9 protein-coding genes and 2 tRNA genes are annotated in these 11,808 nt (G+C 71.4%); 6 read left to right on the plus strand and 5 right to left on the minus strand.

Annotated features, from left to right (window positions below):
* The first annotated feature begins 64 nt into the window (after positions 1 to 64).
* The 4 genes from CD790_RS03240 to CD790_RS03255 all read left to right on the plus strand — a co-directional run bounded on the left by CD790_RS03240 (position 65) and on the right by CD790_RS03255 (position 5,854).
* Positions 65 to 2,992, plus strand: coding sequence for a UPF0182 family protein (locus tag CD790_RS03240; protein ID WP_144381881.1), 2,928 nt, complete (start codon positions 65 to 67; stop codon positions 2,990 to 2,992).
* Positions 2,993 to 3,032: 40 nt separating this feature from the next.
* A tRNA-Met gene (locus CD790_RS03245) sits at positions 3,033 to 3,106 on the plus strand.
* A 173-nt stretch (positions 3,107 to 3,279) separates the two neighbouring features.
* A complete protein-coding gene (locus CD790_RS03250) occupies positions 3,280 to 5,307 on the plus strand; it encodes a tetratricopeptide repeat protein (protein ID WP_144381416.1) in 2,028 nt (675 codons plus the stop codon).
* Positions 5,308 to 5,780: 473 nt separating this feature from the next.
* Positions 5,781 to 5,854 (plus strand) — tRNA-Met (locus CD790_RS03255).
* 209 nt (positions 5,855 to 6,063) lie between these two features.
* Here CD790_RS03255 and CD790_RS03260 read toward each other — a convergent pair.
* Positions 6,064 to 6,474: a Fur family transcriptional regulator gene (locus CD790_RS03260; RefSeq protein ID WP_144381417.1), complete on the minus strand. Its 411-nt coding sequence runs from the start codon at positions 6,472 to 6,474 to the stop codon at positions 6,064 to 6,066.
* Positions 6,475 to 6,630: 156 nt separating this feature from the next.
* On the opposite strand from CD790_RS03260, the gene CD790_RS03265 reads away from it, so the two are divergent.
* Positions 6,631 to 8,097, plus strand: coding sequence for a catalase (locus CD790_RS03265; protein WP_144381418.1), 1,467 nt, complete (start codon positions 6,631 to 6,633; stop codon positions 8,095 to 8,097).
* Positions 8,098 to 8,160: 63 nt separating this feature from the next.
* Here CD790_RS03265 and CD790_RS03270 read toward each other — a convergent pair whose 3' ends face one another.
* Positions 8,161 to 8,568 carry a cyclic nucleotide-binding/CBS domain-containing protein gene (locus tag CD790_RS03270; RefSeq protein WP_144381882.1) on the minus strand — a complete coding sequence of 136 codons (408 nt, stop codon included), beginning with the start codon at positions 8,566 to 8,568 and terminating at the stop codon, positions 8,161 to 8,163.
* 201 nt (positions 8,569 to 8,769) lie between these two features.
* On the minus strand, positions 8,770 to 9,561 hold the full coding sequence (gene hisN, locus CD790_RS03275) for a histidinol-phosphatase (RefSeq protein WP_144381419.1): 792 nt from the start codon (positions 9,559 to 9,561) through the stop codon (positions 8,770 to 8,772).
* A gap of 153 nt (positions 9,562 to 9,714) precedes the next feature.
* On the opposite strand from hisN, the gene CD790_RS03280 reads away from it, so the two are divergent.
* Positions 9,715 to 10,341: a TetR family transcriptional regulator gene (locus CD790_RS03280; RefSeq protein WP_144381420.1), complete on the plus strand. Its 627-nt coding sequence runs from the start codon at positions 9,715 to 9,717 to the stop codon at positions 10,339 to 10,341.
* On the opposite strand, the gene CD790_RS03285 is transcribed toward CD790_RS03280, so the two are convergent.
* Both CD790_RS03285 and rsgA read right to left on the minus strand, forming a co-directional pair.
* Positions 10,307 to 10,630, minus strand: coding sequence for a multidrug efflux SMR transporter (locus CD790_RS03285; protein ID WP_144381421.1), 324 nt, complete (start codon positions 10,628 to 10,630; stop codon positions 10,307 to 10,309). The two genes, CD790_RS03280 and CD790_RS03285, sit on opposite strands and share 35 nt — an antisense overlap.
* Before the next feature lie 165 nt (positions 10,631 to 10,795).
* On the minus strand, positions 10,796 to 11,803 hold the full coding sequence (gene rsgA, locus CD790_RS03290; RefSeq protein WP_144381422.1) for a ribosome small subunit-dependent GTPase A: 1,008 nt from the start codon (positions 11,801 to 11,803) through the stop codon (positions 10,796 to 10,798).
* Positions 11,804 to 11,808: the final 5 nt, after the last annotated feature.

An 11,808-nucleotide genomic window follows, 5' to 3' on the forward strand; every position in this document is an offset into this window, starting at 1 on the left:
CGGGTCTCGCTCGACTGAGCTCTATCGACATCGAATCTTCGAGGTGCGCACCTTGGCTTTCCAGATGCCGGACCGCGGCGGAGGCCCCACGGGGCCACGGATCAGAGTCGGCCGACCGTCCCGGCGCGTCCGGACCTTGCTCCTGACCCTGGGTGTGCTGGCCGTGCTGGCGATGCTCTTCGTCATGTTCGCCGGGTTCTGGACGGACTGGCTGTGGTATCGCTCGGTCCACTACTCGTCGGTCTTCACCACCACCCTGTGGACCAAGATCGGCTTGTTCTCGGTCTTCGGCCTGCTGATGGCGCTGGCCGTGGGCTTCAACATCTGGTTGGCCCACCGGCTGCGTCCGCCGCTGAGCGCGATGTCGCTGGAGCAGCAGAACCTGGACCGCTACCGCATGGGCATCGCGCCCTACAAGACCTGGGTGCTGGTGGCGGTCAGCGCGATCGTCGGCCTGATCGCCGGCGCGTCCGCGTCCGGCCAGTGGCGCACCTGGCTGCTGTATGCCAACGGCGTCAAGTTCGGCGAGAAGGACCCCCAGTTCCACAAGGACGTGTCCTTCTTCGCGTTCGACCTGCCCTGGTACCGCTTCCTGCTGAGCTTCGGCTTCGCCGCCGCGGTGCTGTCGCTGATCGCCGCCGCCCTGGTGCACTACCTCTACGGCGGGCTGCGCATCACCAGCCCCGGCTCCCGCGCGACGGGGGCCGCCACCGGCCACCTTTCGGTGCTGCTGGGCATCTTCGTCGCCCTCAAGGCGGTCGCGTACTGGCTCGACCGGTACGGCCTGGCGGTCAAGGAGAGCGACTTCAAGGCCACCGACAGCTGGACCGGCCTCCGCTATGTGGACGCCAACGCCTATCTGCCGGCCAAGACGATCCTGTTCTGCATCGCGGTGATCTGCGCGGGGCTGTTCTTCGCGACCCTGTGGCGGCGCACCTGGCAGCTGCCGGTGATCGGCTTCGGGCTGATGGTCCTCTCGGCGGTGCTGATCGGCGGGCTGTACCCGGCGATCGTGCAGAAGTTCCAGGTCCAGCCGAACGAGCAGGCCAAGGAAGCGCCGTACATCAAGAAGAACATCGAGGCCACCCGTAAGGCGTACGGCATCGACGACGCCGAGGTGAAGGACTACGCCGGCCAGGGCACGAGCGACGACAAGACGAAGCTCCGGGCGGCCGCCGAGTCGGCGGCCAGTTACCGGCTGCTCGACCCGAACATCATCTCGCCGACGTTCCAGCAGCTGGAGCAGAAGCGGAAGTACTACCAGTTCCCGGCGACCCTGGACGTCGACCGCTACGACGGCCAGGACACGGTCGTCGGTCTGCGCGAGCTCAACATCAAGGGCATCCCGAAGCACAACTGGATCAACGACCACTTCACCTACACCCACGGCTTTGGCGTGATCACGGCCAAGGGCACCTCCACGGACGCCAACGGCTCCCCGAACTTCACCGAGTCCGGGCTGCCGACCAGGGGTGACCAGAAGACGTACCAGCAGCGGATCTACTACGGCGAGAAGACCGAGCAGTACTCGATCGTCGGCGGTCCGCAGAAGGAGCTGGACTACGAGGCCAACGGCGAGAAGACCACCAGCTTCAAGGGCAAGGGCGGGGTCGACCTCTCCAACCCGGTCAACCGCGCGGCGTACGCGCTGACCTTCGGCGAGCCGCAGATCCTCTACTCGGGCGCCATCGGCAAGGGTTCGAAGATCCTCTACAACCGCACGCCCAAGGAGCGCGTCGAGGCGGTCGCCCCGTGGCTGACCATCGACGGCGACGCCTACCCGGCGGTGATCGACGGCCGGATCCAGTGGATCGTCGACGCCTACACCACCACCAACGGCTACCCGTACGCGTCCCGCACGACGCTGGGGGACACCACGGCCGACTCGCTGACCGACGGGCAGCGTGAGGTGGTCGCGCAGCAGAACAAGGTCAACTACATCCGCAACTCGGTGAAGGCGACCGTCGACGCCTACGACGGCACGGTCAACCTCTACGAGTGGGACACCGAGGACCCGGTCCTCAAGACCTGGAAGAAGGCGTTCCCGGGCACGGTCAAGTCCAAGGACGAGATCAGCGACAGCCTGATGGAGCACCTGCGCTACCCGCAGGACCTGTTCAAGGTCCAGCGTGAGCTGCTCACCCGCTACCACGTCACCAACCCGACGCAGTTCTACAGCGGCAGTGACGCGTGGCAGGTGCCGAACGACCCGACCACCACCCGTGGCGACAGCGCCGTTCCGCCGTACTACCTGAGCATGAAGATGCCCGGGCAGGCCGAGCAGAAGTTCTCGCTGACGACGACCTTCACGCCCAGCGGGCGCCCCAACCTGGGGGCGTTCATGGCGGTCGACGCCGATGCCGCCAGCAACGACTACGGCAAGATAAGGCTGTTGCGGGTCACCAAGGACGTGGACGGCCCGGAGCAGGTGCAGAACAAGCTCAACAGCCTGAACAAGGTGGCCACTTTCGTCCGCGACCTCAAGGGCGCCGACTCCAGCATCGCCTACGGCAACATGCTGACCGTGCCACTCGAAGGCGGGATGTTGTACATCGAGCCCGTCTACGCCCAAGGCCGCAACGCGTATCCGCTGTTGAAGCGGGTGGGTGTCTCGTACAACGGCAAGACGAAGTTCGAGAACACCCTGGGCGAAGCCCTGGACGCCGTCTTCGACCAGGCGAAGGCGCCCGACGCGCCTGAGGAGCCACCGGGCGGCGACAGTTCGCGGCCGGGCTCCACCAACCCGTCGGTGCAGCAGGCCCTGGACGACGCGCAGAAGGCGTACGAGGCCGGCCAGAAGGCGCTCCAGGCGGAGGGCGGCCCGGACTGGTCCGCGTACGAGCAGGCCCAGAAGGACCTGAAGGCGGCGCTGGACCGCGCCGACAAGGCCCAGAAGGCGGCGGACGCGCAGCAGGACCAGAAGCCGGACGGCGGCTCGGACGGTCAACAGGACGAGAAGCCCGAGGAGAAGGGCCGGTCGGAGGAGAGCTGAAGGCCCCATCTCGCGCCGTGGTACGGTAAACACACAACGGCGCGGGGTGGAGCAGCTCGGTAGCTCGCTGGGCTCATAACCCAGAGGTCGCAGGTTCAAATCCTGTCCCCGCTACTAAAGGACGAGGCCCGGATCCTCAACGGATCCGGGCCTTGTCGTGTGTCGTGCACCAGGTAACGGGGGTTCTCGCGTTTGACTTATCTCTCTGTGGGCATGTCGACAAAACGCTGAAGTGACCTCACTGGCTGCGGTATACCAGGTGTACGCGGGTTGCGGGTGGTGCGACGATGGAATTTATGGGGGACAGGGCAAGTCTGTTGGAGACAGGGCGGTATCTGCACGCGCGTGAGGACGCCGAAGACGAGACGCGGTACCGCACGGGAGCCGAGGCGGGTGACACCGCCTCCATGAGCGTGCTCGGCGCGCTGCTGCTGCGCCGGGGCGACCTGGACGGAGCCGAGCCGTTCCTGCGCGCCGCCACCACCGCGGGCGACCGCGCCGCCGCCAACAACCTCGGGGTCCTTCTCCACCAGCGAGGCTCCACCGAAGAGGCCGCCAACTGGTGGCGCATCGCCGCCGTCGCCGGTTCGGCCGCGGCCGCGCACGCGCTCGGACGCCACCACCGCGAGCAGGGCGACGAGCCCGCCGCCGAGTACTGGCTCCGCCAGTCCGCCGAGTCCGGCCACGCCCTCGGCGCGTACGCCCTCGCCGACCTGCTGGAGCACCGCAGCGACATCGGCGCGGAGCGCTGGTTCCGGGCCGCCGCGGAGCGCGGCCACCGCGAGGCCGCGTACCGCCTCGCCCGCATCCTCGACCAGCGCGAGCCCGACCCCGAGCGCGGCCCGTCCAGCGCCCCGCACGACACGCTGGCGCGGGCCCGCGAGCCGGAGGCCGAGCAGTGGTACCGGCAGGCCGCCGCCCGCGGCCACCGGCGCGCCGCCCTGCACCTCGGCACGCTCCTGGAGGAGCGCGGCGACACCCGCGAGGCCGGCCGCTGGTATCTGATGTCCGCCAAGGACGGCGAGGCCCGCGCCGCCTGCGCGCTCGGCTTCCTGCTGCGGGACGCCGGTGACGCCGACAGCGCGGCCGTCTGGTGGCACCGCGCGGCCCAGGACGGCGACGGCAACGCGGCCAACGCGCTGGGTGCGCTGCACGCCGACCGCGGCGAGACCCAGACCGCCGAGCGCTGGTACCGCGCGGCGCTCGACGCCGGTGACACCAACGGCGCCTACAACCTCGGGCTGCTCTGCGCCGAGCAGGGCCGCGCCGCCCAGGCCGAGCAGTGGTACCGCCGTGCCGCCTACGCCGGGCACCGCGAGGCCGCCAACGCGCTGGCGGTACTGCTCCTCCAGCGCGGTGACGCGGCGGGCGCCGAGCCGTGGTTCTCCAAGGCGGCCGAGGCGGGCAGCGTCGACGCCGCCTTCAACCTCGGCATCCTGCACGCCGGTCGCGGCGAGGACGCGCAGGCGCACCAGTGGTACGAGCGGGCCGCCACCGCCGGGCACACCGAGGCGGCCCTCCAGGTCGCCATCGCCCTCCTGCGGGACGGCGACGACGCCGCGGCCGAGCGACACCTGCGTTGCGCGGCGGGCGGCGGCAGCGCGGAGGCCGCCTTCCGGCTGGGTGCGCTGCTGGACCGCGCGGCGGCCGACGAGGAGGCCCGGGAGAAGGCGGCCAGAGCCGCCGGCGCGGGGAAGGGGGCCGGGGGCGACCGTTCTGACAACGCTGCCAAGGCGGCGGCTGGTCAGCCGGACGCGTCCGACGGGCCCACCGGCAGGGCGGCCCGGTCCGACAGGGCGGACAAGGGCGACAAGAGCGACAAGAGCAAGGACGTCCGGACCGACAAGGGCGGGAAGGGCGCCAAGGGGTCCAAGGTCGCCAAGGGGGCCGGGACCGGCGGTGACGCCGAGGACGCCCGCCCCGAGTACGAGGAGTGGTACGAGCGCGCCGCTCGCCAGGGCCACCGGCGCGCCCAGGTGCGCGTCGGCATGCTCGCCGCCGCGCGGGGCGAGGTCGTCGAGGCGGCCCGCTGGTACCGCACCGCGGCCGAGGCGGGCAGCAGCAACGGAGCCTTCAACCTCGGGCTGCTCCTCGCGCGGGAGGGCAGCGAGCCCGAGGCCGCCGTGTGGTGGGTGCGCGCCGCCGAGGCCGGCCACGGCCGGGCAGCCCTCCGCCTGGCCCTTCTCTCGGCCCGCCGCGGACACCTCGTCGAGGGACAGCAGTGGTGCGCCCGTGCCGTGGAGCTGGGCCCGGCGGAGGTCGCCGAGCGAGCCGCTCGCCTCCGGGACGCCCTCCAGCAGGAGCTCACGGCCTGACGGCCTGACCACCTGACTGCTTGACGACCTGACGACCGATTCCGCGTCCGTGTCCGCGTCCTCCCGCAGGAGACCGGGGCCGACAGAGGGAGCGGCCGCACGGCTGTCACGCGCGTACGGCCTACCTGGGAGCGCTCCGTTCCGGCCCGACCGCTGAGGAACGCCTTCCGGCCGCGCGGTGGCCTCACCGACGGCGTACCCGGGCCCCGGCGCGCCGCACGATCACCCGCCGTCGCCCCGCCCGCACCGCGCTCACCCGCCGCCTCCGCGCCGCACCGCGCTCACCCGGCGGTGCGGCGGCCGCCCGAGGGGCGCCCCGCGCCGACTGGTCCGTGCGCCCTCCGCGCCCCGAGCGCGGTGGCGCACGCCGGCGTCGACCCCCGCATCCCCGGCGTTCCGACCCCGTGCGCCCGAGGGGCTGGTGGAAGCGATTTGCTCTGCTCTCGTGAAGCGGGTTAAAGTTGGTTCACCGACGCGGGGTGGAGCAGCTCGGTAGCTCGCTGGGCTCATAACCCAGAGGTCGCAGGTTCAAATCCTGTCCCCGCTACTGATGGCGAAGGGCCCGGATCCTCAGGATCCGGGCCCTTCGTCGTTTCGCCTCGCCGTTTCGCGCCGCGCGGAGACGCGTTTCGCCGGGGAAGACGCTTGCGTCCGCGGAGAAGCGGTCACGTTCCGCGGCGCCGCCCCGCGCGGAGCGGAGGACCACCGCGCGCGCCGCGCCGTCGACCTCCGGCCGTGAGTGGCCGGAGGACGGGCTCAGGAGCAGTCGGGGCAGAGCCCGCGGTAGGTGACCTCGACCGCGGAGACCGCGAAGCCGAATCGCTCCTCCGTGGGGAGGTCGGCGAGGGGGTCGCCGGCCGGGTGGACGTCGCGGATCGTGCCGCAGCGCGAGCAGATCAGGTGCTGGTGGGCGTGGTGGGCGTTCGGGTCGTACCGCTTGGCGCGGCCGTCCGTGCTGACCTCGAGAACCTCGCCGAGCGACACCAGCTCGCCCAGCGTGTTGTAGACGGTCGCGCGCGAGATCTCGGGCAGCCGCTCGGCCGCGCGGGCGTGGACTTCGTCGGCGGTGTAGTGCACGTGGTCCCCGTCGAGGACCTCGGCGACGACCCGACGCTGTGCGGTCAGCCTCCAGCCGCGTCCTCGGAGCCGTTCCAGCAGGTCACTCATGCCATTCACCCATCAGTCAGATAAGGCCAGGGTACCAGTGGCTCGTCCATGGCCGGATCCCGTATGACTTTCCAGATCTTCTTGACTTAGACAAAGTCCAATGTAGGATCGATCTCGGCTCAGGCCAAGGGACAGGACGAGACGCAGGAGGCTCACGTGACCGCTCAGAGCGAGATCGCCGGACCGCTCACCACGGAGGCCGGGGCTCCGGTCGCCGACAACCAGAACAGCGAGTCCGCGGGCATCGGCGGCCCGGTGCTGCTCCAGGACCAGCACCTGCTGGAGAAGCTGGCGCACTTCAACCGCGAGCGCATCCCCGAGCGGGTCGTGCACGCCCGCGGCGCCGGCGCGTACGGCACCTTCACCGTGACCGCCGACGTGACGCGGTACACCCGCGCCGCGTTCCTGTCCGAGGTCGGCAAGCAGACCGAGACCTTCCTGCGCTTCTCGACGGTGGCGGGCAACCTCGGTTCGGCGGACGCGGTGCGCGACCCGCGCGGCTTCGCGCTGAAGTTCTACACCGAGGAGGGCAACTACGACCTCGTCGGCAACAACACCCCGGTGTTCTTCGTGAAGGACGCCATCAAGTTCCCCGACTTCATCCACACCCAGAAGCGCGACCCGTACACCGGCTCACAGGAGGCGGACAACGTCTGGGACTTCTGGAGCCTGTCGCCCGAGTCGACCCACCAGGTGACCTGGCTCTTCGGCGACCGGGGCATCCCCGCCTCGTACCGCCACATGAACGGCTACAGCTCGCACACCTACCAGTGGAACAACGCGGACGGCGAGGTCTTCTGGGTCAAGTACCACTTCAAGACCGACCAGGGCATCAGGAACCTGACGGCTGAGGACGCGGCCGTGCTGGCGGGTCAGGACCCGGACAGCCACCAGCGCGACCTGCGCACGGCCATCGAGCGCGGCGAGTTCCCGACCTGGACCGTGCAGGTGCAGATCATGCCGGCGGACGAGGCGGCGACCTACCGCTTCAACCCGTTCGACCTCACCAAGGTGTGGCCGCACGAGGACTACCCGCCGATCGAGATCGGCAAGCTGGAGCTCAACCGCAACCCGCAGAACATCTTCGCCGAGGTCGAGCAGTCGATCTTCTCGCCGGCGCACTTCGTCCCGGGCATCGGGCCGTCCCCGGACAAGATGCTCCAGGGCCGTCTCTTCGCCTACGGCGACGCCCACCGCTACCGCGTCGGCATCAACGCCGACCACCTGCCGGTGAACCGCCCGCACGCCACGGAGGCGCGCACCCACGCCCGGGACGGCCTCCTGTACGACGGTCGGCACGGCGGCCGGAAGAACTACGAGCCGAACAGCTTCGGCGGCCCGGCCCAGACCGACCGGCCGCTGTGGCAGCCGATCGCGGTGACCGGTCACACCGGGGACCATGTGGCCCCCTCGCACGCCGAGGACGACGACTTCGTCCAGGCGGGCAACCTCTACCGCCTGATGTCGGAGGACGAGAAGGAGCGCCTGATCGCCAACCTCGCCGGGTTCATCGCGCAGGTCTCGCGCGACGACATCGTCCAGCGGGCGATCGACAACTTCCGCCAGGCGGACGCCGACTACGGTAAGCGGCTGGAGACCGCGGTCCAGGCCCTGCGCGGCTGACGGCGGCTTACCGTATGAGCCGGAGAGGCCGGACGCCTGTGGGCTCCGGCCTCTCCGGACGTTCTACGCCCGCCCCGCCAGCGCGGCGGCGGGCCCTCGGTCCGGGGTCCAGCAGTGGATGATGTCGCGGACCGAGACGACCCCGACCGGCTCGCGCTCGTCGAGCACGATCAGATGGCGGAAGCCGCCGTGGGTCATCGCGCCGGCCGCCTCGTCGAGGGTCCACTCGGGGGCGGCGAAGACGACGTCGGTCGTGGTGTGGGCGTGGGCGGTCTCCCGGTCGGGGTCCTGGCCGGCGCCCAGGGAGTTGAGTATGTCGCGCTCGGTGAGTATGCCGAGCCCGCTGGTGTCGGGATCGAGGACGACGGCCGCGCCGACCCGGCGCGCGGACATCAGCCGCGCGGCCTGGCGGAGCGTGTGGGCGGGGCCGATGGTGAGGACCACCGAGCTCATGGCGTCACGGACGAGCATGGGCATGGATGGAGCCACCTCCTTGGCGACCCCTTCGACGCACACCCCGGCAACGGGTTGCCCGTGAAGGGATTCACAAGTTCACAAGCGATGGAGTCTCATGTTCACATGGGCGGGTGGACGCGACAAGAGGGCGTGCGGGAGCGCCCTTTCGGTGAACGGCGCCCGCGCGGTGCGCCTTTCGGGGCGCTGCCCCGAGCGTCAGCCGAGGTGGTTCAGCAGCTCCTCGTGCAGCAGCCCGTTGGAGGCCGCCGCGTCCCCGCCGTGTGGCCCCGGCACCCCGTCGAGTCCGGTGAAGCGGCCGCCGGCCTCCTCCACCACGATCACGTTGGCCGCCATGTCCCACAGCGACAGCTCCGGCTCGGCGCAGATGTCCACCGAGCCCTCGGCGACCATCATGTACGACCAGAAGTCGCCGTAGCCGCGCGTCCGCCAGCACGCCCGGGTCAGGTCCAGGAAGCCGTCGAGCTTCCCCCGCTCCTCCCAGCCGCTGAGTGAGGAGTAGGCGAACGAGGCGTCGGCCAGCGCTCCCACCTGGGACACCCGCAGCCGGGTCGCGGCGGACAGGCTGCGCCCGGTGTACGCGCCGAGCCCCTTCGCCGCCCACCAGCGGCGCCCGAGGGCCGGTGCCGACACCACGCCGACGACCGGCCGGTCGCCGTCCTCGCCGCGCTCCATCAGGGCGATCAGCGTGGCCCACACCGGGACGCCGCGCACATAGTTCTTGGTGCCGTCGATCGGGTCGATCACCCACCGGCGCGGCCCGGACCCCTCGCCGCCGAACTCCTCGCCGAGCACCGCGTCGCGCGGCCGGGCCCGCTGCAGCTGGGCGCGGATCAGCTCCTCGGCCGCCCGATCGGCTTCACTCACAGGAGTCATATCCGGCTTGGTCTCTACCTTGAGGTCGAGCGCCTTGAACCGCTCCATGGTCACGGCGTCGGCGGAGTCGGCCAGCACATGCGCGAGGCGCAGGTCATCGTGGTAGTCGGGCATGGCCGAACAGTATCGACCGGGACCCTCGGGGGCCACCTGCTCCCGCTCCGGGGCGGTCGGCTCGTCGCGCGCGGGAGCTATTGACACCGTCTGGCGGTGCGTCAATTCTGTGCGCACGAACGCCGAAGGGGGCGGATGGCCTGGGAGGCGACCATGCCTACAGCGCGTGAATCCTTACTCGACGCGGCCTTCACCGCGCTCGCCGGACGCCCATGGGGGGTGGTGCGGATGGTCGATGTGGCCGCGGCCGCCGGGGTCTCCCGGCAGACCCTCTACAACGAGTTCGGCAGCAAGGAGGGGCTCGCCCGCGCTTTGGTGCGGCGCGAGGCCGACGCCTACCTGTGCGGCGTCGAGCGGGCGCTGTCCGGCGCCGGCGCGGGCGGTGCGGACCCGGGGGAGCGGTTGGCCGCGGCGGCCCTGTGGACGGTCCGCGCGGCCCACGAGAACCCGCTGGTGCGGGCCGCCCTCACCGGCTGCTGGAGCGACCGGCTGCCGTCCCCGGCCCGGCCGGGCCCCCTTCCGGCGCAGCGCCACGGCGTGGCCGAGGCGCTGCCGTCGCCGGTGGAGCTGCTCGCCCAGGTGCGCGACCGCGCGGTGACGCTGTTGGAGGGCGACTGGCCCGAGGGGAGCGCGGACGAGCTGGGGCGGGCCTGCGAGGCCGCCACCCGGCTGGCGCTGAGCTGTGTCGTCGCCCCCGCCGGAGCGGAGACGGTGGCGGACCTGGTGCGCGGGGTGCTGCCGCCGGTCAGTGGGCCGAGCCCGCGAGCTGGAGCCCGATGACGCCGACGATCACCAGCGTGATCGAGACGATCTTGAGGGTGGAGACCAGGTCGCCGAGGAAGACCATGCCGTAGATCGCGGTGCCGGCGGCGCCGATGCCCGTCCACACCGCGTACGCGGGACCGACGTCGAGCTTCTTCAGAGCCAGCGTCAGCAGCCCGAAGCTGCCGAGCGCGAAGACGCAGAAGGCGACCGTCGGCCAGATTCGGGTGAAGCCGTGCGAGAGCTTGAGGCAGACGGCGAAGCCCGTCTCCAGCAGACCGGCGACCACGACCAGCAACCACGCCATCGGTTCGCCTCCCGCGCCGCCTCGGCGGTGCGCCCTGATCTGCCCCGCCTGGTGCGCTTATGCATTTACCTCGGTGGGCGCCTCGCAAACGTGCCCGATCGGCCTCCCCGCGCGGTCCGGCGTCGGCCCCGCGGTCGAACGGCGCTCCGCGCGGGCGGCGGCGGATCAGTCGCCCTCGCGGCGCTCCCGGGTGGCGAGCAGCCGGCGCAACGAGTAGAGCCGGGCCGGGTCGGCGTGCCCGTCGGTCACCCACTGGTCCAGCGCGCAGTCCTTCTCGTCGTGGCTGCAGGCGCGCGGGCAGCCCTCGGTGCCCGGCTCCAGGTCCGGGAACGCGTGGATGACGCGGGACGGGTCGATGTGGTTCAGCCCGAAGGAGCGCACGCCCGGGGTGTCGATCACCCAGCCCGAGCCGCCGGGCAGCGGCAGCGCCAGCGCCGACGTGGTGGTGTGGCGGCCTCGACCGGTCACCGCGTTCACCCGCCCGGTGGCCCGCTTGCGCTCCGGCACCAGCGCGTTGACCAGCGTCGTCTTCCCGACTCCGGAGTGGCCGACGAAGGCGGTGACCCGGTCCTTCAGCCGCTCCCGGACCCGCTCGGCGGCCTCTCCGTCGGCCAGCTCCTCGCGGCTGGTGACCACGTACGGCACGCCCAGCGGCTCGTAGGTCTCCAGCAGCGGCCCGGCCGGCGCCAGGTCGCACTTGGTGAGCACCAGCAGCGGTTCCAGGCCCCCGTCGTAGGCGGCGACCAGACACCGGTCGATCAGCCGCGGCCGCGGCTCGGGGTCGGCCAGCGCGGTGACGATCGCCAGCTGGTCGGCGTTGGCGACCACCACCCGCTCGTACGGGTCGTCGTCGTCGGCCGTGCGGCGCAGCACGGAGCTGCGGTCCTGCACCCGCACGATCCGGGCGAGGGTGTCCTTGGCGCCGGAGAGGTCGCCGACGACCGAGACCTGGTCCCCGACCACCACCGCCTTGCGCCCCAGCTCACGGGCCTTCATGGCGGTGATCGTGCGGTCCTCGACGAGCACGGTGAGCCGGCCGCGGTCGATCGTCAGCACGAAGCCGTCGGCCGCGTCCTCGTGCTTGGGACGGATGTTCGTCCGGGGTCGGTTGCCCTTGCGGTTGGGGCGGACCCGGACGTCGTCCTCGTCGGTGTGCTTGCCGTACCGGCGCATCGCGC

Origin of the sequence: Streptomyces sp. SAJ15, from assembly GCF_007595705.1 — a bacterium.
GTDB lineage: Bacteria > Actinomycetota > Actinomycetes > Streptomycetales > Streptomycetaceae > Streptomyces.